Raw genomic sequence first — 22163 nt, 5'->3', positions numbered from 1 at the left:
CCTAGCATTCCGGTCATCCTCTCGCCAGCTTCCCGCCAAGGGCCGCAAGCAGGCGGCACAGACGGTCAGGATTCGGGCGGGACGCCCAGGGTTGCGGCAGGCGCGGGCGGGGTTGGCGCGAATGCGTGCAGCGCAGAGCCACCTCCCTTGCCATTGATGCCACGGGGTCGCACGCTCGCAAGGCGGATGCCAGCCGTTGGCGGAGGCCGCAACGGCCGGTAGTCTCCTGCCCGATCCTGGAGACACCCATGACCCTTCGCCTCACCCCCGGCCTTGGCCTGGCCGCCCTGATGTTCAGCGCACCGGCCTGGGCGCAGACTGCGGACACCACGCTCAATATCGGCATCGGCGGGGCGGTCACCTCCATCGACCCGCATTTCTACAACGCCTCGCCGAACAACAGCCTGTCGCTGCACATCTTCGACCGTCTGGTGGAGCGGGATGCGCGGGCGCAGCCCTTTCCGGGCCTCGCCGAGAGCTGGCGCGTGGTGTCCGACACGGTGTGGGAGTTCAAGCTGCGGCCGGGCGTGAAGTGGCATGACGGGCGCGACTTCACCGCCGAGGATGTTGCCTTCACCATCCAACGCGCGCCGAACGTTCCGGGCAGCCCGGGCGGCTTCGGCGGCTTCGTCCGCGCCATCGAGCGCGTCGAGGTCATCGACCCGCTGACCATCCGCTTCCACACCGCGCGGCCGCACCCGCTGCTGCCGACCGAGCTCGCCTCCGTCGCCATCATCGCCCGCCATGCCGCGGAGGGTGCCGGCACCGAGGATTTCAACAGCGGCAAGGCGGCGATCGGCACCGGCCCCTATCGCCTCGTCGCCTACCGCTCCGGCGACCGGACCGAGCTGGTGCGGAACGAGGCCTATTTCCGCGAGCGCGAACCCTGGGCGCGGGTGAACTACCGCTTCATCGGCAATGACGGCGCGCGCACGGCCGCGCTGCTGGCCGGCGACGTGGATCTGATCGACCAGGTGCCCTCGACCGACCTCAACCGCATGAAGCGGGACCCGAAGGTCACCGTCTCCGAGATCCAGGGCCTGCGCCTCATCTACCTGGTGATGGACCATTCGCGGCAGCGCGACGTGCCCTTCGTCAGCGACAACGAAGGCAAGCCGCTGGCGGCGAACCCCTTCAACGACCTGCGCATCCGCCGCGCGCTGTCCATGGCGATCAACCGCCAGGCGCTGTCGGACCGGGTGATGGAGGGCACCGCCCAGCCCACCGGGCAATGGCTGCCCGAGGGGACCTTCGGCTACAACCCGGATGTCCGCCCGACCGCCTTCGACCCGGACGGTGCCAAGCGCCTGCTGGCCGAGGCGGGCTTCCCGCAGGGTTTCCGCATGACCCTGCACAGCCCGAACGACCGTTACCCGAATGACAGCAAGACCGCGCAGGCGGTGGCGCAGATGTTCACCCGCGTCGGCATCCGCACCGAGGTGGAGGCGGTGCCCTGGGCCAGCTTCTCGCAGCGCTCCAACCGGCAGGAATACGCCATCCGCCTCTCGGGCTGGGGCAGCGTGACCGGCGAGGCGAGCTATGCGCTGGTCAACATCCTCGGCACCTTCGATCGCGAGCGGCGGACCGGCGCCAGCAACAGCGGCCGCTATTCCAACCCGGCGCTCGACGACCTCACCAGCCGCGCCGCCGCTACCATCGACGACGCGGCCCGCGAGAGGATGCTGCGCGAGGCGGTGAAAACGGTGACGGATGATGTCGCCATCATCCCGCTCTTCCAGCTGGTGAATTCCTGGGCGCTGCGCCGCGGCCTGCGCTACGAGGCACGGATGGACGAGCGGACCACCGCCATGGCGGTGCGGGCGGAGTAGGCGCCGGTGCTGCGGCCCGCGCTTCTCGGCCTCCTCGCGCTGGGAGCGGCCGGCTGCATCCCGCGCCCGCCCGCGCCGGCCTCGCCACCAAGGGTGACAGGCGCCGATCCGGCCGATTCCTGCGGGCCGCAGGTCGTCGTCTTCGTCTCGGCAGGCGATCTCCTCGGCGAGCCGCCGCGCCGCCAGGACCCGCCGGGCGCGGCGGAGCTCGCGGCCGAGTTGCGCCGGGAGAATGCCGCGCTCGAGCGGCTGCAGATCGCCTTCGACGCCCTGCTCTATTGCCGCTGGACGGAGGTGCGGGTGATCCGGGCCGATGCCGCCAGCGGGGCGATCCGCTCCGCCGAGGCCTCGCGGCGCCTGGCCAGGGCGAGCGGGCATGTGAACGGCGACCTGGCCCGCGCCCGGCAATTCCGCAACCGCCTGACCGAGCGCAGCACCCGAATCGAAGCGGCGGTGGAGCGCCTGGCCCCGGGCACGAATGCCGCCCTCCTCGCCGAGCGTGCGGCGCGCGAGGCACCGGCCCGCGCGGTGGCCTCCGCCCCCATCGCGCTCAGGCTGCGGCCCGATCTCGGTGCCCCACAGGTCGGCCGGGTCGCGGCGGGCACCGAGGTCTCGCTGCGCCCATCGACCGGTGGATTTGCCTATATCGATGCCGGGATCGGCGCCCAGGGCTATGCCCAGTCAGGCGGCTTCACCCTGCTTCAGGCGCGCCGGGCACCGGTGGCGGAGGGTACGGGCCCCGGCCGGGAGCTGCGCGAACTGGCGGCCAGCAACCTCGCCAAGCGGGACAATTTCGCCGAGAGCCTCGACCTCGCCGAACGCTCCGCCGCCTCTGGCTTCGAGACCGGGCTCTGAGCCCGGGCCTCGGGGCCGGCGGGGCCTATTCCTCCGTCGCCGGCGCGACGGGCAGGATGGAGGTTTCCTTCACCGTGGCGATCGCCAGCAGCGTCTCCACCCGCTGCACGCCGGATTGCGCCCGCAGCTCGTCATTGAGGAAGGCGTCGAGGGCGGGCAGGTCGGCCAGCCGCACCTTCAGCAGATAGGTCCAGTCGCCGGTGATGGCGTGGCATTCCAGCACCGCATCCTGCCGCCGCATCGCCTTGCGGAAGGCGGCTTCGTCCCGGCCCGGAGCGACGGTGACGAGGATATGGACGAGCAGCGGGCAGCCGGCGGCGACGGGGTCGATATCGGCGCGCCAGCCGCGGATGACGCCGCGCTCCTCCAGCCGCTTGACCCGTTCCGCGGTGGCGGAGACCGAAAGCCCCGCCACCTTCGCCAGCTCCGCCAACCCCGCGCTGCCATCGAGTTGCAGCGCGACGGTGATGTTCCTGTCGATCTCATCCATGACGCAAGACTATGCGCCCGAAGCAACCTTGGGAACGGAAAGAATCAGACGTAGTGCTCGGCCAGCGGACGGAAGCCGTTGAAGGCCTGGCTGGCATAGGTGGTTACATAGGCGCCCGTGGACAGCAGCTCCACCCGATCCCCGCTGTCGAGGGCGAGGGGCAGGCGGTAGTTGGACTTCTCGTAGAGCGTGTCCGTGCTGTCGCAGGTCGGGCCGGCGATGGTCACGGGACCATCCACGCTGCCGTCATGCGGCGTGCGGAAGGCGTATTTGATCGCCTCACCCTCGGTCTCGGCCAGCCCGCCGAAGCGGCCGATATCGAGATAGACCCAGCGCACCGGATCATCCTTCGCCTTGCGCGAAACCAGCACCACCTCGGCGCTGACCACGCCGGCATCGCCGACGATGAAGCGGCCCGGCTCGATGACGATATCCGGCAGCGCGTTGCCGAAATGCTCGGCCATCGCGCCCATGATGGCGGCGCCGAAATCGTCGATCTCCGGCACCTCGGAGCGGTAGCGCACGGGGTAGCCGCCGCCGAGATTGACCATGCGCAGCTTCACGCCCGCATCGCGCAGGTCGGTGAAGAGCATGGCGACCTTGGCGATCGCCGCCTCATAGGCATCGGTCCGCGTCTGCTGGCTGCCGACATGGAAGCTGAGGCCGAAGGGGTCGAGGCCGAGCTCGCCGGCCAGGATCATCAACTCCCGCGCCATCTCCAGCTCGCAGCCGAACTTCTTCGACAGCGGCCACTCGGCGCCGACATTGCCGACCAGGATGCGGCAATAGACGCGCGCGCCGGGGGCGCTGCGGGCGAGCTTGCGCAGCTCCGCCTCGCTGTCGAAGGCGAACATGCGCACGCCGGCGGCATAGGCCGCGCGGATGGCGCTCTCCTTCTTGACGGTGTTGCCATAGCTGATCGCCTCCGGCCGTGCACCGGCGGCGAGGCAGGCCTCGATCTCCTCGAAGCTCGCGGCATCGAAGGAGGAGCCGAGCCCCGACAGGCGCTCCAGCACCGGCGCGGCCGGGTTTGCCTTCACCGCATAGTAGATGCGGGCGAGCGGCAGCGCGGCCATCAGCCGGCGGTAATTCTCCTCGACCCGATCAACGTCGAGGACGAGGCAGGGTGTGGCCGGCGCGACATCGCGCAGGAAGCGGGAGACCTTGGGGGTCATCGCACCATCCTTCACAAACAGGAAGGACCGGCCCGGTTCGGGCGGCGGCCCCAGATTGACGAAACGGTCGAACGAACCAGCGACCAAGTGAGCCGCAGGGCTTGCGCCCCACGGGGTTGCCAGAACGCTTGACGTCGTTGCGTAAACCTTGCGCCGCGGTGACCTTATCGTTGCGCCGTTGTGGAGGGGCGCGGGGTTCCGTGGGCCTGGGGCCAGAGGCACGTGCGTACTGCGTCTGCGGCGGCATATAGGCCCCGCCCCCAGGGGTGGAAAGTGGAAAATGCAGGACTGGCCGGATTTTTTTCCAGCCTAGCCGCAGGCCTGCAGGAAACTCCGCCGGAAGGCCGCTGGAGTTCCCGCTGATCCCCCTGCCCCAAGGCAAAAGAGCCGGGGAAATTGCCGGAAGCGACTCGGCAACGGTTCGCCGGCTACCGAATCAACCCCGTCACCGGGCTCGACGGATCGGCCGCGTATTGCCGCGGCATGCGTCCGGCGAGGAAGGCGTGGCGCCCGGCCTCGACCGCCGCCTTCATGGCGCGGGCCATTCGCACCGGGTCCCTGGCATGGGCGATGGCGCTGTTCATGAGCACCGCGTCGCAGCCGAGTTCCATGGCGAGGGCGGCGTCCGAGGCCGTGCCGACGCCGGCATCGACCAGCACGGGCACCTTGGCATTCTCGATGATGGCGCGGATCATCACCGGGTTCTGGATGCCGAGCCCGCTGCCGATCGGGGCGCCGAGCGGCATGACGGCGACGGCGCCCATATCCTCGAGCCGCTTGGCCGCGATCGGGTCGTCCGAGCAATAGACCATGACCTGGAAGCCGTCCTTCAGCAGCGCCTCCAGCGCCTCGAAGGTCGCCCGCATATCCGGGTAGAGGAAGGGCGGCGGGCCCAGCACCTCGAGCTTCACCAGATTCCAGCCGCCCGCTTCCCGCGCCAGGCGGAGGGTGCGGACGGCATCCTCGGCGGTGAAGCAGCCGGCGGTGTTGGGCAGGTAGGTATAGCGCCGGGGGTCCACGTAGTCCTGCAGCATCGGCGCCTTCGGGTCGCCGAGATTGACCCGCCGCACCGCGACGGTGACGATCTCGGCGCCGCTGGCATCGATGGCGCGGCCCGTCTCCTCAAGGTCCTTGTAGCGGCCGGTGCCGACGATCAGGCGCGAGCGGAAGCGCAGGCCGGCAACCTCCCAAGCGTCGTCGAGTGGCACGGCGGATGTCGGTGTTCCGTCCATGGTCAGCCTCCGCCGATGAAATGCACGATCTCCAGCCTGTCGCCCGCGGCGAGCCGGGTGGCGGCGTAGGTGGAGCGGGGAACGATCTCAAGGTTGCGCTCGACTGCGACCTTCCGGGTATCGAGCCCGATATGGTCCAGCAGCTCGGCCAGGGTGACGGGCGCCGGCACCTGCCGGGGCTCGCCATTCACGGTAATCTGGATCTGCTCCTCCATGCCGGGAATGTGGCGAAGCCGGGGGCGGAGGACAAGGCGGGGCGGCCGGGTCCGTCGCCTCGCCAGGGGCTGGCCGGGTGGGCGCGGCGGCGTCGCGGGCTCGGCTTGCGGGTGGAAAGCCCTCCGTGCTAGCGCAACCGCTTCCCACTCCGCTGGATGCAGCCCCCATGTCGCCCCCGCTGGTCGTTGTCCTGAATGGCCCGAACCTCAACCTCCTTGGCATGCGGGAGCCGGACAAGTACGGCACCGCGACGCTCGACGATGTCGAGGCGCTCTGCGCCGAGATTGCCGAGGGGCTGGGGCTGGCGATCGACTTCCGCCAGACCAATGGGGAGGGCGAGTTGATCACCTGGGTCCAGGAATGCCGCGGACGCGCCGCCGGCATCGTCATCAACCCGGCGGGCTACACCACCACCTCGATCGGGCTGATGGATGCCCTGCTGGCGGTCGACCTGCCGGTGATCGAGGTCCACATCACCAACATCCACCGCCGGGAGGAATTCCGGCAGCACAGCTTCGTCTCCAAGGCCGCCACAGGGGTCATCGCCGGGCTCGGCGTCCAGGGCTATGCCCTGGCGCTCGAGGCGATGGCCGGGCTGATCGGCGCCGAGGATCCGGACGACGAGGCCTAGGAACAGGCATGAGCAACGGCATCCAATTCGATCCGGAGGCGATTCGCGCCCTGGCGCAGATCCTCCGGGATACCGACCTCACCGAGATCGAGCTGGTCGAGAAGGACAGCCGCATCCGCGTGGCGCGAGAGCCGGCGGCACCGGCCCCCGTCGCCAGCTGGCCCGCCGGCATGCTGCAGGCGCCGATGGCAGCCCCGGCCGCGGCGCCGGCCGCGACGATCCTTGCCTCCGAGGCCTCCGAGGTGCCGGATGCCAAGCATCCCGGCCTGGTCGCCTCGCCGATGGTGGGCGTCGCCTATCTGTCGCCCGAGCCGGGGCAGCCGAATTTCGTCACGGTCGGCGCCAAGGTGGCGCAGGGCCAGACCCTGCTGCTGATCGAGGCGATGAAGACCTTCAACCAGATCCGCGCACCCCGCGCCGGCACGGTGACCCGCATCCTGATCGAAACGGGCACGCCGGTCGAATATGGCGAGCCGCTGTTGATCGTCGAATGATGTTCGGGAAGGTCCTGATCGCCAATCGCGGCGAGATCGCGCTGCGGATCCATCGCGCCTGCCAGGAGATGGGCATCCGCACCGTCGCCGTGCACTCGACGGCCGATGCCTCCGCCATGCATGTGCGCCTCGCCGATGAGAGCGTCTGCATCGGCCCACCCCCGGCCCGCGACAGCTACCTGAACGTGGCGGCGATCCTCTCCGCGGCGGCCATCACGGGCGCGGATGCGGTGCATCCCGGCTATGGCTTCCTGTCGGAGAATGCCTCCTTCGCCGAGATGGTGGAGGCGCACGGCCTCGCCTTCATCGGCCCCTCGCCCGCGCATATCCGGATGATGGGCGACAAGATCCAGGCCAAGGACGCGATGCGCCGGCTCGGCGTGCCGCTCGTCCCCGGCAGCCTCGGCGCCCTGTCCTCCATCGAGGAGGCACGGCAGGTCGCGGCCGAGGTGAAGTACCCGGTCCTCATCAAGGCTGCCGCCGGCGGCGGCGGGCGGGGCATGAAGGTCGCCCATTCCGAGGACGAGCTCGAGGAGGCCTGGCGCGTCGCCCGCACCGAGGCCAAGGCCGCCTTCGGCAATGACGAGGTCTATCTCGAGAAGTACCTCGACCGGCCGCGCCATATCGAGTTGCAGGTGCTGGCCGATACCCACGGCCATGTCGTGCATTTCGGCGAGCGGGACTGCTCGCTGCAGCGCCGGCACCAGAAGCTGGTGGAGGAGGCCGGCTCGCCCGTGCTGAACGCGGCGGAGCGCGATGCCCTCGGCGCCCAGGTGACACGGGCCCTGCGCGAGCTCGGCTACCGCAATGCCGGCACGCTGGAGTTCCTCTGGCAGGACGGGCAGTTCGCCTTCATCGAGATGAATACCCGCCTGCAGGTCGAGCATCCGGTGACCGAGATGGTCTGCGGCATCGACCTGGTGAAGGAACAGCTCCGCGTCGCCGCCGGCGAGGCGCTGGGCTACGACCAGTCCGAGATCCGCTTCCATGGCCATGCCATCGAATGCCGGATCACCGCGGAGGACCCCGACACCTTCGCCCCCTCTCCCGGCCGGGTGCACACCTATCACGCGCCGGGCGGGCTCGGCGTGCGGGTGGATAGCGCGCTTTATTCCGGCTATGCGGTGCCGCCGCATTACGACAGCCTGATCGCCAAGCTCGTCGTGCATGGCGCGACCCGGTCCGAGGCGATTGCCCGGTTGCGGCGGAGCCTGGCCGAGATGGTCGTGGACGGCATCAACACCACCCTGCCGCTGCACCTCGCCATCATGGAGGACCCGGAATTCCAGGCCGGGAACTACACGATCCACTGGCTGGAGCGCTTCGTCGCCCGGAGGCTCGCGCAGGGCTGAAGGGGAAACGGTGGCGGTGGCACGGGCGGCTGGCTATCCTGCCGCCATGTCGCAGCACCGCATCGCCGGAGCCTGGGTGTGCCTAGCCGAGCGGCCCGCCTGCCCGCATCCGGGCCAGGTGGCGGCATGCCCTCCCCTGCATGCCTGCGCGAATGGGGACTGAGGTGCAGCCCGGCCTGACAGGCGCCGTCCCGATGGCACGGCTCGGGAAGGGCCGGCCAGGGACCGGCAATGCGGGGACCGGCAATCCGGTGATCGGCGAGTGAGCCGGCGCCATATCGACATCACCCCGGACCTCATGCTCCGCGCCTACCGCGCCGGGCTCTTCCCCATGGCGGAGAGCCGTGGCGGCGACCGGCTCTACTGGCTCGATCCGGAGCGGCGCGGCATCATCCCGCTCGATGAGGGGTTCCACCTGCCGAAGCGGCTGATGCGCACCGCGCTCTCCAGCGGCTTCGAGGTCACCGCCGACCGCGATTTCGCCGCGACCATCGCCGGCTGTGCCGCGGCCGCGCCGGGGCGGGAGGATACCTGGATCAACCCCGAGATCGAATATCTCTTCCTGTCCCTCTACCGCCAGGGCCATGCCCATTCCATCGAGGTCTGGCAGGCGGGCCGGCTGGTCGGCGGGCTCTATGGCGTGGTGCTTGGCGCCGCCTTCTTCGGCGAGAGCATGTTCAGCCGGGTGCGGGATGCCTCGAAGGTGGCGCTGGTGCATCTGGTGGCACGGCTCCGCCTCGGCGGCTTCACCCTGCTCGACAGCCAGTTCCTGACCGAGCACCTGGCCCAGTTCGGCGCCCACGAGATCCCTCGCGCCGATTACAAGCGCCGCCTCGCCCATGCCGTGGCGATGCGGGCGGACTGGTTCATCACCCCCGATCCCGGCCTGCTGGAGGCCGAAATCCGCGCCCTCCGCCCCAGCCACGCCGCATGAGCGATGCAGCGGAGGTGCCGCCACGGGCCAGGCGCGTGCAGGGCGGCAGCGCGACGGCCGATGTGGTGCTGTCGGCCCATGCCGGGGGGAATGCCGCCCTCTTCCCGCAGATCCTCGCCCTCCATGTCCCGCCCGGCTCGGTCATCGCGGATGTCACCTATGGCCAGGGGGTGTTCTGGCAGCAGGTGCCGAAGGGGCTCTACCACCTCCTGCCCTCCGACCTCGCCACCGGGACGGATTGCCGCGCCCTGCCCCATGCCGATGACGCGCTCGACGCGGTGGTGCTCGACCCGCCCTATATGGAAGGGCTGCTGCGGCCGAAGGCGGCGACGCGGGGCGGGCTTGGCACCCATGCCGGGCTGCGAACCTATTACGCCGCCGGCGGTGCGGGTGAGGCTCCGGGCGGCGGCCGCTGGCACCAGGCGGTGCTCGACCTGTACCTCGCCGCGGCGGCGGAGGCCCGGCGGGTACTGCGGGACCATGGGATCCTCATCGTCAAATGCCAGGACGAGGTCAGCGCCAACCGGCAGGAACTGACCCATGTGCAGATCGTCGCCGGCCTGGCCGAGCTCAGCTTCTATGCCCGGGACCTCTTCGTGCTGGTGCGGCCCAACCGGCCGGGGGTGGCGCGGCTGCTGCGGCAGGTGCATGCCCGGAAGAACCACAGCTATTTCCTGGTGTTCCAGAAGGTCCCGGCCGGGCAGGCGGTGAGCCGCTACCGCAGCAGGGATCTGCCCCCCCGCTAGCCGGGCTTGGCGGACGGTCGGTAAGGGCGCAAGAAGCGCGCCCTTGTACCCTCCCCTCGGAGCGCCTGATGTCCGACCGCCTCTCCCTCCCCAAGGGCCGCATCCGCGTCCTCCTGCTGGAAGGCATCTCCGACAGCGCCGTGGAGTTGCTGGCCGCCGCCGGCTACGAAAACGTCACCCGCGTGGCGAAGGCACTGGACGGCCCGGCGCTGGCCGAGGCGCTGCACGGCGTCCACCTGCTCGGCATCCGCTCGCGCACCCAGCTCACCGGCGCGGCGCTCGGGGCCGCCGACCGGCTGATCGCCGTGGGCTGCTTCTGCATCGGCACCAACCAGGTCGATCTCGAGACGGCGGCGCGGCTCGCCATCCCCGTCTTCAACGCGCCCTTCTCCAATACCCGCTCCGTCGCCGAGCTGGTGATGGGCGAGGTGGTGATGCTGCTGCGCGGCATCCCGGACCGCTCCCGCTCCGCCCATCAGGGGGGCTGGGACAAGTCGGCCGAGGGCAGCTTCGAGGTGCGCGGCCGCACCCTCGGCATCGTCGGCTACGGCAATATCGGCAGCCAGCTCTCGGTGTTGGCCGAGGCCTTCGGCATGCGGGTGATCTATTTCGACCACACCACCAAGCTGCCGCATGGCAATGCGCGGCCCTGCGCCAGCCTCGGCGACCTGCTGGCCGAGGCTGATATCGTCACCCTCCACGTGCCGGAGACATCGGACACGGTCGGCATGATCGGCCCGGCCCAGGTCGCCCGGATGAGGACCGGCTCCATCCTCATCAACAATGCCCGCGGCTCGCTGGTCGATCTCGAGGCGGTGGCGCAGGCGCTGCGCGACCGGCACCTGCTCGGCTTCGCCGCCGATGTCTTCCCCGAGGAGCCGGCGCGCAACGGCGAGCCTTTCAGGAGCCCGGTGCAGGGCCTGCACAACGTGATCCTGACGCCGCATATCGGCGGCAGCACGCAGGAGGCGCAGTCCCGCATCGGCCAGGAGGTCGCGCGCAAGCTGATCGATTTCAGCGACACCGGTGCGACGATGGGGGCGGTGAATTTCCCGCAGGTGCAGCTCCCGGCACGGGCGACCGGCGCGCGCTGGATCCATGTCCACCGCGACACGCCGGGCATGCTCTCCCGCATCAACGAGGCCTTCGGGCGGCGCGGCCTCAACATCGCCGCGCAGTACTACCAGACCCAGGCCGAGCTCGGTTACGTCGTGGTCGAGAGCGTCGAGGCGCGCGACCAGGCGGAGTCAATCCTGGCCGAGCTTCGGGCCCTGCCGGGCACCGTCCGGGCCCGGCTGATCTACGAGCGGGAGTAGTGGGCGCCGCCCCCTGCCCTACCGCATAGGCGGCGAGACCATCAGCCCGCCGCGGGTCCAGAGGTCGTTCAGCCCGCGCGGCAGCCCCACCGGGCTGCCCTTGCCCAGGTGCCGCTCATAGATCTCGCCGTAATTGCCGACCGCCTTGATGGCGTTCAGCATCCAGGCGCGGTCGAGGCCGAGGGTCGGGCCGAGATCGCCCGTCTTGCCGAGCAGGCGCTGCACCGCCGGGCTCGGGCTCTCGGCCAGCATGCGGTCGGCATTGGCGCGGGTGATGCCGAGCTCCTCCGCCTCCACCAGGCCGAACATCACGTAGCGCACGATGTCGAACCACTGGTCATCGCCCTGGCGGACGGAGGGGGCGTAGGGTTCCTTGCTGATGCGCTCGGGCAGCAGCACATGCCTGGCCGGCTCGGGGAAGGCGCTGCGGACGGCGGCGAGTTGGCTGGCATCGCCGGTATAGCTGTCGCAGCGGTTGCTCTCATAGGCGCGGCGGGCCTCGTCCTTGTCGGCGAAGATCACCGGGGTGAAGCGGATGCCCTGGCTGCGCGACCAATCCTGCAGGTTCAGCTCATGCGTGCTGGCCGAGACGAAGCAGATGGTGGCGCCGTCGAGCTGGCGGCTGCTGGTGATGCCGCTCTCGGCATGCACGAGGAAGCCCTGGCCGTCGTAGAAATTCGGCGCGGTGAAATTCAGCCCAAGCATCGAATCGCGGGCGAAGGTCCAGGTGGTGGTGCGGGTCAGCACCTCGACCTGGCCGGAGCCAAGGGCCGGGAAGCGGTTCTGCCCGGTGAGGTGCTGCCAGACCACCTTCTCCGCGCTGCCGAGCACCGCGGCGGCGATGGCGCGGCAGACATCGGTATCCATGCCCTGCCAGACGCCGCGGCTGTCCGGCTGGCTCCAGGCCGGGTCACCGGTCGAGATGCCGCAGGACAGGGCACCGCGCGCCCGCACCGTGGCGAGGGTCGGGCCCGGGCTCGACGCCTGTTGCGCGGCGGCGAGGCCCGGCGCCAGCAGCGCCGTGGCAAGCAGGATGGTCTTCAGCATCGACAGTCTCCGAAGGGTCAGGGCCGGACCGGCCGCGGCAGCCGGATGCGCTGCGCCAGCGCCATCACCCCCGGCACGCCAAGGGCGATGGCAAGCCGCACCGCATCCGGCACGCCATGATAGAATGCGGCGAAGAGCCCCGCCGCGCCCAGCAGCAGCCGCAGGGGTGGCCCCATCGGCGCCAGCAGGAAACCCGCATAGGCCGCGCAGATCGCCGTCAGCGCCCCCAGCTGGATGCCTGTCGCCACCAGGATGTCGAGCAGCGAGCCGCGCAGCATGATCCCCGGGTCGTAGAGGAAGGCGAAGCCGACGGTGAAGCCGGCGATGCCGAGCCGCGTCGCATGCATGCTCGCCATCAGCGGCGAGGCGCGGGCGATGGCCGCCGCCGCGAAGGCCGCGGCCGCCACGGGTGGCGAGGCATCGGCCAGCACCGCGAAGTAGAAGATGAAGAGATGCGCCGGCAGCAGCAGCTCGGCCTGCGAGAAGCCCAGCGCCTTGGAGCCAAGATCGAGGATCTGCGGCACGCCGATGGCAGCCGCGATGATGTAGCTCGGCGTGGTCGGGATGCCCATGCCGAGGACGAGGACGGTGATGGCGAGCAGGATCAGCAGCAGGGCGAAATTCCCCCCCGCCAGATCCTTGATGATGCCGCCGAGCGCGACGACGAGGCCGGTCGCCGTCAGCGCCGAGACGACGATGCCGGCCCCGGCGATCGAGACGGCGAGCGGCGCCATGGTGAGGCCGGCATTGGTCAGGCTCTCCAGCACCTGCCGCCAGCCCATGCGGCTGCGGCGGCGGAGCGCGGCGATGCCGACCATGGCGAGGGTGGCACAGAAGGCGGCGTAGTTGCCGCTCCAGCGGTCCATCATCAGCCAGACCAGGACGGCGATGGGGATGACGAGATGGGCATCCTGCGCCACCTCGCGCCAGGCGGGGATGTCGCGCAGCGCCATCGGCGCCATGCCGGCCTTCTTCGCCTCGAAATGCACCGCGGCGAGGATGGCGAAGTAGTAGAGCACCGCGCCGATCGCGGCGGCGACGACGATCTCGCCGTACGGTATGCCGGTGATCTCGGCGAGGACGAAGGCGGCGGCGCCCATCACCGGCGGCATCAGCGCGCCGCCGACGGAGGACGCGCTCTCGATCCCGGCGGCGACGACCGGGCGATAGCCGATGCGGATCATCAGCGGGATGGTCATGGCGCCGGTGGTGATGACGTTGGAGACGCTGCTGCCGCTCATCGTGCCGAACAGGCCGGAGGTGACGACGGCAACCTTCGCTGGCCCGCCGGTGTAGCGCCCGGCCGCGGCGGCACCGAGATTGGTGAAGAGGCGCCCCGTGCCGCTGCCCTGCATGAAGGCGCCGAAGACGATGAAGACGGCGATGGTGGTGGCGACGATGCCGGTCAGCGGCCCGTAGACGCCGCCCGCCGTCGGCACCAGCCAGGAGGCCTCGAGGATCTCGGCCGCCGAGAAGGGCCGGCTGTTCAGCAGGCCCGGGATGTAATGCCCGAAGGCCATGTAGGCGACCGAGATGACGATCATCCAGGCGAGCCCGACCTCGACCGCCCGCCGCGTCGCCTCGAGCAGGGTGACGATCGCCAGCACGGCGAGCACCATCATCTCCCAGCCGAAGGGATCGACATATTCCATCCGGTCGGAGACCTCGGCCCAGTGCCACATCACCCAGGCATGCGGCGCCGCGGCGGCGATCACCCAGAGCCAGTCGGCGAGGCTCGGCCGGCGCTCGGGCGAGCGCCCGGGCCGCGCCGGGTAGAGCAGGAAGAGCGGCGGGACGAAGACGAGCAGGTGGAAGGCGCGGAGGGTGATCGGCTCCGGGAAGCCGAAGCCGCCGAAATAGAGGTGGATGGCCGAGGCCGCGGCCAGCCACAGGGTGACGATCAGCTTCAGGGGTCCGGCAAGGTCGCGCATCATGGCTCCGCAGTATGCAAGGACCTTGCCGGTTGGCCTCAGGCCGGCAGCGCGCCGGCTTCCCTGAAGGCCTTGATCGCGCCGGGGTGCAGCGGCACGCCCTTGTACCTGGCCGAGGCCACCGGGTCCCAGGCGGCCATGCTGGCATGGATGGCGGTCAGCCGCGCGCCCTTGTTGCGGATCAGCGTGCGGGTGACCTTGTAGGCCACCTCCTCGGACAGGCTCTCATGCACCATGAGCACGCTGTCCATCAGCGTCACCGGCACGTCGCCCGATTGCAGCGCCGGGTAGGTGGCGGCCGGGATGATCCCTTCGGCATAGGCATACTGGTCGATGAGGTGCTTCCGGATATCGGCCGGGAATTCGACCAGCTGGCCGGTCCGCCGCCCCTGGGCGATCTCGCTGAAGATGGCGGCCGGGCGGGCCAGGGCGGCGAAGAGGTAATCCACCTGCCCGTCCGAATAGGCGGAACCGATATCGGCGTAGCTGCCGTTCAGGTAGCGCCCACCCTCGGAGCGGATCCTGTCCGGGCTGGTGCCGAGGAATTTCAGGATGCGCTGCAGGGTCATCTCATCGGTGGAGGAGCGCTGCGGGCAGCCGATGCGCAGCCCCTTCTGGGTGAGGATGGCGCGCATGTCCTGCGGACCGCCATCGGTGCGGCGAAGGAAGTGGAATTCCGTCGGCGAATAGCCGGTGCCGAGGCAGCGCAGCGCCTCGTGCTTCTCCGAATAGGGCTCCTCCCCTGCCCGGGCGGCGGCGGCGAAGGTGTCGATGCCCCAGCCCATCTGCGACTGGCCGCGGTTGACGCGGGTGGAATTGGCGAGGCCGCCGCCCGGGACGACGCGGATCTGGACATCCGGGTTCTCGTCCTTGATGAGCGCCGAGAGGCCGGCGGCGATGGTGTACCAGCCGCCGCCGAGCGAGCCGGCCACCCATTCCACCGTCTGCTGTGCCCGCGCGGTGCGGATGAAGGGCAGTGCCAGCGCGCAGCCAGCCAGGCTGCGTCGCGTCCAGATCGGGCTCATCATCATTCTCCCAGCCGAAACCGGGGCGGGATCATGCGGCCGTGAGCGGGCCGCCGCAACCGGCCTCGATCAGCGGCACATCAGGACGGGCATGTCGCTGTTTTCCAGGATGTGCCGGGTGACGCCGCCGAGGATCAGCTGGCGCAGGCGCGAATGGCTGTAGGCGCCCATGCAGAGCAGGTCCGCCTCGAAGTCGCGCGCCGCGCCGAGCAGGCCGGCGCCGACATCCTTGGTCAGCGGCTTGAACAGCACCGGCTCGGCCTCGATCTCGTGCCAGCGGAGATAGCTGCGGATGCCATCCACCTTGGGGCCGCGGCGCTGGTACTCGTCGGCATAGAGCAGCCGGACCGCATTGGCCCGGTGCAGCCAGGGCAGCGCGGCGGCGATGGCGGCGGCGCTCTCGGCCGAGCCGTTCCAGGCGCAGCAGACGCGGGTGCCGATGGTCTGCGGCACCTGGCGCGGCGCGATCAGCACCGGCCGGCCCGAATCGAAGAGCACGGCATGCAGCGCGTCGGAGGAGGAGACATCCTCATCCGCCTCCGGATGCGGCACCACCGCCATGTCGTAGAGGCGCGACTGCTGGGCGACCACATCCTCCTCGCGGCCGGCGATGCTCTCGAAGGACAGGGTCGGACCGTCCGTCTTCAGTGCCGTCTCGGCGCTGTCGGCGATGGCGACGCCGCCGGAGGTCACGGCGAAGCGGTCGAACAGGGCGCGGACGCGGCCGGCGCGGTCGCCGCTCTCCCGCTCGGTCGCTGCCATCATCTCCTCAATCATCGCGCCGGACAGGCCCTCGCCGGCCAGCGGCGCGACATCCCGGGCATCGACCCGGACATGCAGGCAATGCACATGCGCATTCCAGATGCGTGCCACCATCAGGGCGGTGGCGAGCGCAGCTTCCCCGGCGGCGGTGCCGGTGAGGGGCAGCAGCAGACGACGATAGGCCATGGCGCGTCTCCTAACGGCGCAGGAAGGGCGGTTCTAGCACGGATCGGCACCGTTGCAGCCCAGCGCTTCGCGGGCCGCCGGAAGGGGATCCCCACTGGCGTCGAGCACCCGCCAGGTGAGCGGCCCGGGGTCCCGCCCGGCGGCGGCGGCCAGCACCGCCACATCGGCATCCGAGGCATCGCCGGTGCGTGCCGCGATGCGCGCCTCCAGCACGGCGCGCGGCGCGGCCAGCCAGAGCCCGTCGAAGGGCAGGCCCGCATCCCGCGCCGCGGCCTCGATCGCGGCCCGCTCCTCCGGGCGGAGGAAGACGGCGTCGGCCACCACCGCATGGCCGGCGCACAGCACCGCCCCGGCCTGGGCCGCGAGTTCGGCGAAGACGGCCGCGCTGGCCTCCGGCGTGTAGGCCGAGGGCGGCAGGCGGTGCTCGGGCGGCACGCCGGCCAGGCGCTTGCGGATCTCGTCGGAGCGCAGCACCAGCGCGCCAGGGGCCGGGCCGAGGCCGGGCGCCAGGGCGCGGGCCAGCCGGCTCTTGCCCGTGCCCTGCAACCCGCCGATCGCCACCAGCCGGGGCAGCGCGGGCCGCAGCAGCGCTTCGGCGCGGGCGAGGTAGCCGAGCCCGTCGCCGCCCCGCTTCGCCTCCGCATGCGCCCGGATGACGGCGCGGACCGAGAGCCAGAGCGGCAGGGCGCCCGCCAGCCCGGCATCGCCGCTGCGGGCGACATACCGGTTGAGCAGGCGGTTGGCGGCGGCCCGGCCGAGCCGGTGCTCGCAATCCATCAGCAGGAAGGCAAGGTCGTAGCCGGTATCGATGGTCGCCAGCGCCTCGTCGAACTCGAGCGCGTCGAAGGGCGTCACCCGTCCCTGCCAGAGGCAAAGGTTGCCGAGATGCAGGTCGCCATGGCAGCGGCGCACCCGCCCCTCGGCGGCACGCGAAGCCAGCAAGGCCGCAAGCCGCCCGTGCATCGCCTGCGCCGCCCTGGCCCAGGCCTCGATGCGTGGCGCAGGCAGGCCGGCGGCGAGGGCGGCACGGGCATTGCCGGCGATCACCGCGGCGAAGTCCGGTGACGCCTGGGGCGGCAGCGCCGCATGCATGGCGGCGACGGCATCGGCCATGGCATCCAGCTGCGCCGGCTCCAGGCCCTCGCCGGCCATGCGGTCGAGGAAATGCCCGGGCGCGAGAGGTGCCATGCGGAGCACCCACTCCACCGCCTCACCGGCCCCGCCGAGGGCAAGGCCGCCATCGGGGGGGCGCGTCACCGGCACGACGTCGCGGTAGAGGTCGGGGGCGAAGGGCGCGTTCAGCACCAGCTCCCGCCGCAGCAGCCGCTCCCGCTCGGCCAGGGTTGTGAAGTCGAGGAAGCCGAGGGCGACCGCCTTCTTCAACTTGTAGGCATCCTCCGGCCCGACGAAGACGGCGGAGATATGCGTCTCGATCGGCGCTGCGCCGGTCAGCCGCCCGAGCAGGGCGGCAACCTCCGCCTGCCCGGCCGGGATGGTCATGGGTAGAGCGCTTCGATCCGCCAGCCTTCCCCCTCGCGGTGGAAGACCTGCCGATCATGCAGGCGGAAGGGCATGTCGCGCCAGAACTCGATCCGGCGCGGCAGCACCCGGAAGCCCGACCAGAAAGGCGGGCGCGGGATCTCGCCGATGCCGAATTTCAGCGTGAATTCCGCCACCGCCTTCTCGAGCGCGAAGCGGCCCTCCAGCGGCCGGGATTGCCGGCTGGCCCAGGCACCGATACGGCTGCCGCGGGCGCGGGAGGCATAGTAGGCATCCGCCTCGGCATCCGAGACCTGCTCGACCCGCCCCTCGACCCGGACGCTGCGCTGCAGCGTCTTCCAGTGGAAGCAGAGCGCCGCCTCGGGATTGGCCGTGAGCTCCCCGCCCTTGCGGCTCTCGAGATTGGTGTAGAAGACGAAGCCGCGGGGATCGATGCCCTTCAGCAGCACCATGCGGGCCGAGGGCCGCCCATCGGCCGTGCTGGTCGCAAGGCAGACGGCATTCGGGTCGTTCGGCTCGGATTTCGCGGCTTCCGCCATCCAGGCCTCGAAGCGGGCATAGGGGTCGGCGTCGCTTCGATCCATGGCGGAAATCCCGGGTAACGAGGGGTGCGGGCCCTAAGGCTTGCCCGCTGGCCGGGGGTGTGCCACCACGCCAAAGCGATCACAACACCCACTACCAGAGCCGGTCCCAACCAATCATGCCCGACGCGCCCCTCGCAGACGCCCCAACCGGCACGCTCATGGCGGGCAAGCGCGGCCTCATCATGGGGGTCGCCAATGATCGCTCCATCGCCTGGGGCATCGCCCGCGCGGTCGCCGCGCAGGGGGCGGAGGTGGCCTTCACCTATCAGGGCGAGGCGCTGGAGCGCCGCGTGCGCCCGCTGGCCGAAAGCATCGGCAGCAGCCTCGTCCTGCCCTGCGACGTGACCGACGATGCCAGCGTCGACGCCACCTTCGCCACCCTCAAGGAAAGCTGGGGCGGGATCGACTTCCTGGTCCATGCCATCGGCTTCGCCAACAAGGATTACCTCCGCGGCCGCTATCTCGACACGCCGCGCGAGGCCTTCCTCCAGGCCCTCGACATCTCGGCCTATTCCTTCGTCTCGGTCAGCCAGCGCGCGGTGCCGCTGATGAAGCCGGGCGGCGCGCTGCTGACGATGAGCTATCTCGGCGCCGAGCGCGTGACGCCGCATTACAACGTCATGGGCGTGGCCAAGGCGGCGCTGGAGGCAAGCGTCCGTTATCTCGCGGTGGATCTCGGCGGCATCGGCATCCGGGTGAACGCCATCTCCGCCGGGCCGATCAAGACGCTGGCCGCCAGCGGCATCGGCGACTTCCGCTACATCCTGAAGTGGAACCAGTATAACGCGCCGCTGAAGCGCAACGTGACCATCGAGGAGGTGGGCGGCGCCGGCCTCTACCTGCTGAGCGACCTGTCGGCCGGGGTGACCGGCGAGGTGCATCACGTGGACAGCGGCTTCCATGTGGTTGGCATGAAGTCGGTGGATGCGCCGGATATCAGCACCGTCTGACCGCCCCGGCGCATGTCCCACAATAGCTTCGGCCATCTCTTCCGCGTCACCACCTGGGGCGAGAGCCATGGCCCGGCCATCGGCTGCGTCGTCGATGGCTGCCCGCCCCGGCTGGCGCTGACCGAGGCGGATATCCAGCCCTTCCTCGACCGGCGCCGCCCGGGCTCCTCGCGCTTCGTCACCCAGCGGCAGGAGCCGGATCAGGTCCGCATCCTCTCCGGCACCTTCGAGGGGCTGACCACGGGGACGCCGATCTCGCTGCTGATCGAGAACCAGGACCAGCGCAGCAAGGACTACGGGGAGATCAAGGACCGCTTCCGCCCTGGCCATGCCGACCTCGCCTATGAGCTGAAATACGGCATCCGCGACTACCGGGGGGGCGGCCGCTCCTCCGCGCGGGAGACGGCGATGCGCGTGGCCGCCGGCGCCGTTGCCCGCCGCGTGCTGGAAGGCGTCACCATCCGTGGCGCGCTGGTGCAGATGGGCGATGACCGCATCGACCGCGCCGCCTGGGACTGGGCGGCGGTCGAGGAGAACGAGTTCTGGTGCCCCGACCGCGCCGCCGCCGCCCGCTGGGAGCAACGGCTGCTGGAGGCGCGCAAATCCGGCTCCTCCCTCGGCGCCGTCATCGAGGTGGTGGCGGAGGGCGTCCCCCCGGGCCTCGGCGCGCCGATCTATGGCAAGCTCGATGCCGATATCGCCGCGGCGCTGATGGGCATCAATGCGGTGAAGGGCGTCGAGATCGGCGAGGGCTTCGCCGCCGCCGCCCTGACCGGCGAGGCCAATGCCGATGAGATGCGCATGGGCCCCGATGGCCGGGTGATCTTCGGCGACAACCACGCCGGTGGCGTGCTGGGGGGCATCTCCACCGGCCAGCCGATCATCGCCCGCTTCGCGGTGAAGCCGACCTCCTCCATCCTCACCCCCCGCCGCTCGGTGGACCGCTTCGGGCAGGAGGTGGAGGTGCTGACCCGGGGCCGGCACGACCCCTGCGTCGGCATCCGCGCCGTGCCGGTGGGCGAGGCGATGCTGGCCCTGGTGCTGGCCGACCACCTCCTCCGCCACCGGGCGCAGAACCCGGATGCGCCGGGCGAGGCCCGGCTGCCGCGGAACTAGGGCCAACAGCCAGGCCAGTTCTAGGCGAAGACGAAGTCGCCCGCCGCGAGCGCCGACTTGGCTATGCCCGCGAGCGACAGGCTGTCGCCCCCGCCGAAATCGATCACCGCCCCGCTCGCTCCGTCGCTGGTCCGCCCGAGCAGCTGGGTGAAGCTCGAGACGCCGAAGCCGGAGAGCCGGATCTCATCGGCACCGGGGGCGAAGTCGCCGATCCGGTCACCACCCGAGCCACGGGCGACGACGAAGAGATCCGCGCCCTCGCCACCGAAGAGGATATCCGCGCCGGCACCGCCGTCGAGCGTATCGGCCCCCGCGCCGCCGAGCAGCCAATTCCCCGCCGCATTGCCGGTGATGACATTGGCCAGCTCATTGCCTCCCCCGGTCTGGGCGGTCCCTTCCAGCACCAGGTTCTCGACATGGGCCGGGAGGGAGTATCGGCCGCCGGGCATGCGGAGATGGACCGTGTCGGTCCCCTGCCCCGCGACCTCGGTCACCATGTCGGCGGCACTGTCGATCACATAGAGATCGTCGCCCGCGCCGCCGGCCAGCCAATCCGCCTCGCCATGGCCGGAGGCGCCGTCGAGCCGGTCATTCCCGTTGCCGCCCAGCAGGCGATCAATGGCTGAATCGTCGCCGCCGGCGAGGGAGTCGTTGCCGTCCCTGCCAATCAACGTATCCGCGCCCGCGCCGCCGTCGAGGCTGTCGGCGCCGGCCCCGCCATCAAGGCTGTTCGCCACGGCATTGCCGGTGATGGTGTCGGCGCCCGAGCCGCCGGTGGCGTTCTCGATCACGGCCCCAAAGGCGATCGCCAGGTTGTTGTGTCCGTCATAGGCCGGCGTCGGCGCCTCGGTGGCGAAGGCCGGGATCTCCAGGCGCTTCTCCGCCACGCTGTCGCGCATGGCGATGCTGGAATAATGGCCGTCGCGCAGGTCGATGACGGAATCGAGGGTCTGGTTCGAGGTATCGATCCTGTCCGTGCCACCGGCATCCCAGATCGTCTCGAAGAACCGGGCATGGGTGGCCCAGGCATAGCTGTCATTGCCCGTGGCATGCGCCATGTTGGCGCCGTAAAGGAATTGCGCCGCGGCGATGTCGTACAGCATCGGCCCGCTCGGGTAGAGCGGCTGGGAGACATAGCGGTAGTCCGCCGCGGTGCCGGTGACGCTGACGACATTGGAATTCTTCGGCGGATCATAGGCCATGACGGTATGGCCGAGATCCTCCTCGGAGGCGGGCAAGGTGTGGCTGCCCTCGAAGGGATGCTTCAGGCCGATTGCATGGCCAATCTCATGCACGATGGTCTCGAGCCCGTACTGGCCGGGCGCGGTGTGCGCATTCTCCGGGTAGCGGCCGAGATAGATGTCGCCGGCGAGGTCGGTCGGCTCCCCACCCTCGAAAGCGGGGTAGTATGAGTAGCCGCCATACCCCATCTCATGGCTGCCGATGCGGATCTCGCCGCCGCCCCCGGAATCGGGCACTTCGGTGAAGGTCAGGTTGGCAACGTCGGCCCAGGAGTCGAGCGCCGTACGGACCGCCGCCTGCATCGAGCCGCTGAGGGGAGTGAAGCCGGGATGGGTAGCGGGATCGTCATAGGCCGGCACTGCCCGGGTGAAGCTGTAGGTAATGCTGGCCGGGGTGCCGATCTCGTCCGGGGCATTCCAGCGCGCCGTCGGCTGGCCATCCAGATAGGCGAGAAGCGGATCGAATTTCGGCATACAACCTCGTGCCAGGAACAGAAAATGGGAAGAGAGCCAGAAGCGCAGCAGGCCCGAACGGGGTTCCGTGGCGCGAG

At 70.4% G+C, this 22163-nt stretch carries 21 protein-coding genes; 10 read left to right on the top strand and 11 right to left on the bottom strand.

The genetic code is table 11. From position 1 onward, the window contains the following. The first annotated feature begins 248 nt into the window (after nt 1-248). Together BLR02_RS01045 and BLR02_RS01040 are read left to right on the top strand one after the other, a co-directional pair. Entirely contained in the window at nt 249-1829 is a 1581-nt protein-coding gene (locus tag BLR02_RS01045; protein WP_090659637.1) for an ABC transporter substrate-binding protein, read from the top strand. 6 nt (nt 1830-1835) lie between these two features. Next, nucleotides 1836-2684 (top strand): hypothetical protein, encoded by an 849-nt coding sequence (locus tag BLR02_RS01040; protein WP_090659634.1) that lies wholly within the window; start codon nt 1836-1838, stop codon nt 2682-2684. A 25-nt stretch (nt 2685-2709) separates the two neighbouring features. Here BLR02_RS01040 and BLR02_RS01035 read toward each other — a convergent pair whose 3' ends face one another. The 4 genes from BLR02_RS01035 to thiS all read right to left on the bottom strand — a co-directional run bounded on the left by BLR02_RS01035 (nt 2710) and on the right by thiS (nt 5796). Beyond that, the gene (locus BLR02_RS01035) at nt 2710-3174 is read right to left on the bottom strand and encodes an Lrp/AsnC family transcriptional regulator (RefSeq protein WP_090560537.1); all 465 of its coding nucleotides are present in this window, start codon (nt 3172-3174) and stop codon (nt 2710-2712) included. Nucleotides 3175-3218: 44 nt separating this feature from the next. Continuing rightward, nucleotides 3219-4349, bottom strand: a complete 1131-nt coding sequence (locus BLR02_RS01030; protein WP_090659631.1) for a type III PLP-dependent enzyme — start codon at nt 4347-4349, stop codon at nt 3219-3221. A 428-nt stretch (nt 4350-4777) separates the two neighbouring features. Further along, the gene (locus tag BLR02_RS01025) at nt 4778-5581 is read right to left on the bottom strand and encodes a thiazole synthase (protein ID WP_143018006.1); all 804 of its coding nucleotides are present in this window, start codon (nt 5579-5581) and stop codon (nt 4778-4780) included. Nucleotides 5582-5583: 2 nt separating this feature from the next. Then, on the bottom strand, nt 5584-5796 hold the full coding sequence (gene thiS, locus BLR02_RS28355) for a sulfur carrier protein ThiS (RefSeq protein WP_143018005.1): 213 nt from the start codon (nt 5794-5796) through the stop codon (nt 5584-5586). A 167-nt stretch (nt 5797-5963) separates the two neighbouring features. Here thiS and aroQ point away from each other — a divergent pair, with 167 nt between their 5' ends. The 6 genes from aroQ (at nt 5964) to serA (ending at nt 11270) form a co-directional block, all read left to right on the top strand. Further along, nucleotides 5964-6428, top strand: a complete 465-nt coding sequence (gene aroQ, locus BLR02_RS01020; RefSeq protein ID WP_090560535.1) for a type II 3-dehydroquinate dehydratase — start codon at nt 5964-5966, stop codon at nt 6426-6428. Between the two features lie 8 nt (nt 6429-6436). Further along, entirely contained in the window at nt 6437-6922 is a 486-nt protein-coding gene (gene accB / locus BLR02_RS01015) for an acetyl-CoA carboxylase biotin carboxyl carrier protein (protein ID WP_090659628.1), read from the top strand. Next, entirely contained in the window at nt 6922-8274 is a 1353-nt protein-coding gene (gene accC / locus BLR02_RS01010; RefSeq protein WP_090560533.1) for an acetyl-CoA carboxylase biotin carboxylase subunit, read from the top strand. Before accB ends, accC begins: the two co-directional genes overlap by 1 nt. Before the next feature lie 262 nt (nt 8275-8536). Beyond that, nucleotides 8537-9208 carry a leucyl/phenylalanyl-tRNA--protein transferase gene (aat, locus tag BLR02_RS01005; RefSeq protein ID WP_090659625.1) on the top strand — a complete coding sequence of 224 codons (672 nt, stop codon included), beginning with the start codon at nt 8537-8539 and terminating at the stop codon, nt 9206-9208. Continuing rightward, nucleotides 9205-9954 carry a TRM11 family methyltransferase gene (locus tag BLR02_RS01000; protein WP_090659622.1) on the top strand — a complete coding sequence of 250 codons (750 nt, stop codon included), beginning with the start codon at nt 9205-9207 and terminating at the stop codon, nt 9952-9954. Before aat ends, BLR02_RS01000 begins: the two co-directional genes overlap by 4 nt. Nucleotides 9955-10022: 68 nt before the next feature. Then, nucleotides 10023-11270 carry a phosphoglycerate dehydrogenase gene (gene serA, locus BLR02_RS00995; protein WP_090560530.1) on the top strand — a complete coding sequence of 416 codons (1248 nt, stop codon included), beginning with the start codon at nt 10023-10025 and terminating at the stop codon, nt 11268-11270. Nucleotides 11271-11288: 18 nt separating this feature from the next. On the opposite strand, the gene BLR02_RS00990 is transcribed toward serA, so the two are convergent. The 6 genes from BLR02_RS00990 to pdxH form a co-directional block, all read right to left on the bottom strand. Further along, complete coding sequence (locus BLR02_RS00990) at nt 11289-12317, bottom strand: amino acid ABC transporter substrate-binding protein (RefSeq protein WP_090560529.1); 1029 nt, start codon at nt 12315-12317, stop codon at nt 11289-11291. Between the two features lie 17 nt (nt 12318-12334). Then, a complete protein-coding gene (locus tag BLR02_RS00985) occupies nt 12335-14251 on the bottom strand; it encodes a TRAP transporter permease (RefSeq protein WP_090659619.1) in 1917 nt (638 codons plus the stop codon). A 35-nt stretch (nt 14252-14286) separates the two neighbouring features. Next, the gene (locus BLR02_RS00980) at nt 14287-15273 is read right to left on the bottom strand and encodes a TAXI family TRAP transporter solute-binding subunit (RefSeq protein ID WP_176849315.1); all 987 of its coding nucleotides are present in this window, start codon (nt 15271-15273) and stop codon (nt 14287-14289) included. A gap of 69 nt (nt 15274-15342) precedes the next feature. Then, nucleotides 15343-16221, bottom strand: a complete 879-nt coding sequence (locus tag BLR02_RS00975; RefSeq protein WP_090560526.1) for a universal stress protein — start codon at nt 16219-16221, stop codon at nt 15343-15345. Nucleotides 16222-16254: 33 nt separating this feature from the next. Continuing rightward, entirely contained in the window at nt 16255-17721 is a 1467-nt protein-coding gene (locus BLR02_RS00970; RefSeq protein WP_090659616.1) for a bifunctional aminoglycoside phosphotransferase/ATP-binding protein, read from the bottom strand. Beyond that, nucleotides 17718-18305: a pyridoxamine 5'-phosphate oxidase gene (pdxH, locus tag BLR02_RS00965; protein WP_090659613.1), complete on the bottom strand. Its 588-nt coding sequence runs from the start codon at nt 18303-18305 to the stop codon at nt 17718-17720. Before pdxH ends, BLR02_RS00970 begins: the two co-directional genes overlap by 4 nt. Before the next feature lie 116 nt (nt 18306-18421). Between pdxH and fabI the strand changes: the two genes are divergently transcribed. Together fabI and aroC are read left to right on the top strand one after the other, a co-directional pair. Beyond that, nucleotides 18422-19255, top strand: a complete 834-nt coding sequence (fabI, locus tag BLR02_RS00960) for an enoyl-ACP reductase FabI (protein ID WP_090560523.1) — start codon at nt 18422-18424, stop codon at nt 19253-19255. Between the two features lie 12 nt (nt 19256-19267). Beyond that, a complete protein-coding gene (aroC, locus tag BLR02_RS00955; protein ID WP_090659610.1) occupies nt 19268-20371 on the top strand; it encodes a chorismate synthase in 1104 nt (367 codons plus the stop codon). A gap of 20 nt (nt 20372-20391) precedes the next feature. Here the strand turns inward: aroC and BLR02_RS30770 are convergent, their stop codons facing one another. After that, on the bottom strand, nt 20392-22086 hold the full coding sequence (locus BLR02_RS30770; RefSeq protein WP_090659607.1) for a M10 family metallopeptidase: 1695 nt from the start codon (nt 22084-22086) through the stop codon (nt 20392-20394). Between the last annotated feature and the right edge of the window lie 77 nt (nt 22087-22163).

Source organism: Belnapia rosea (assembly GCF_900101615.1).
GTDB lineage: Bacteria > Pseudomonadota > Alphaproteobacteria > Acetobacterales > Acetobacteraceae > Belnapia > Belnapia rosea.
Note: the sequence above shows the minus strand (reverse complement) of the source record. Positions and strands in the feature narration are given on the sequence as shown.

Bases quoted from the DNA above. Each gene is read 5' to 3' on its own strand.
- BLR02_RS01045 (WP_090659637.1), top strand. From the start codon at position 249: ATGACCCTTCGCCTCACCCCCGGCCTTGGCCTGGCCGCCCTGATGTTC.
- BLR02_RS01035 (WP_090560537.1), bottom strand. From the start codon at position 3,174: ATGGATGAGATCGACAGGAACATCACCGTCGCGCTGCAACTCGATGGC.
- BLR02_RS01030 (WP_090659631.1), bottom strand. From the start codon at position 4,349: ATGACCCCCAAGGTCTCCCGCTTCCTGCGCGATGTCGCGCCGGCCACA.
- BLR02_RS01025 (WP_143018006.1), bottom strand. From the start codon at position 5,581: ATGGACGGAACACCGACATCCGCCGTGCCACTCGACGACGCTTGGGAG.
- thiS (WP_143018005.1), bottom strand. From the start codon at position 5,796: ATGGAGGAGCAGATCCAGATTACCGTGAATGGCGAGCCCCGGCAGGTG.
- aroQ (WP_090560535.1), top strand. From the start codon at position 5,964: ATGTCGCCCCCGCTGGTCGTTGTCCTGAATGGCCCGAACCTCAACCTC.
- accB (WP_090659628.1), top strand. From the start codon at position 6,437: ATGAGCAACGGCATCCAATTCGATCCGGAGGCGATTCGCGCCCTGGCG.
- accC (WP_090560533.1), top strand. From the start codon at position 6,922: ATGTTCGGGAAGGTCCTGATCGCCAATCGCGGCGAGATCGCGCTGCGG.
- BLR02_RS01000 (WP_090659622.1), top strand. From the start codon at position 9,205: ATGAGCGATGCAGCGGAGGTGCCGCCACGGGCCAGGCGCGTGCAGGGC.
- serA (WP_090560530.1), top strand. From the start codon at position 10,023: ATGTCCGACCGCCTCTCCCTCCCCAAGGGCCGCATCCGCGTCCTCCTG.
- BLR02_RS00990 (WP_090560529.1), bottom strand. From the start codon at position 12,317: ATGCTGAAGACCATCCTGCTTGCCACGGCGCTGCTGGCGCCGGGCCTC.
- BLR02_RS00985 (WP_090659619.1), bottom strand. From the start codon at position 14,251: ATGATGCGCGACCTTGCCGGACCCCTGAAGCTGATCGTCACCCTGTGG.
- BLR02_RS00980 (WP_176849315.1), bottom strand. From the start codon at position 15,273: ATGAGCCCGATCTGGACGCGACGCAGCCTGGCTGGCTGCGCGCTGGCA.
- BLR02_RS00975 (WP_090560526.1), bottom strand. From the start codon at position 16,221: ATGGCCTATCGTCGTCTGCTGCTGCCCCTCACCGGCACCGCCGCCGGG.
- BLR02_RS00970 (WP_090659616.1), bottom strand. From the start codon at position 17,721: ATGACCATCCCGGCCGGGCAGGCGGAGGTTGCCGCCCTGCTCGGGCGG.
- pdxH (WP_090659613.1), bottom strand. From the start codon at position 18,305: ATGGATCGAAGCGACGCCGACCCCTATGCCCGCTTCGAGGCCTGGATG.
- fabI (WP_090560523.1), top strand. From the start codon at position 18,422: ATGCCCGACGCGCCCCTCGCAGACGCCCCAACCGGCACGCTCATGGCG.
- aroC (WP_090659610.1), top strand. From the start codon at position 19,268: ATGTCCCACAATAGCTTCGGCCATCTCTTCCGCGTCACCACCTGGGGC.
- BLR02_RS30770 (WP_090659607.1), bottom strand. From the start codon at position 22,086: ATGCCGAAATTCGATCCGCTTCTCGCCTATCTGGATGGCCAGCCGACG.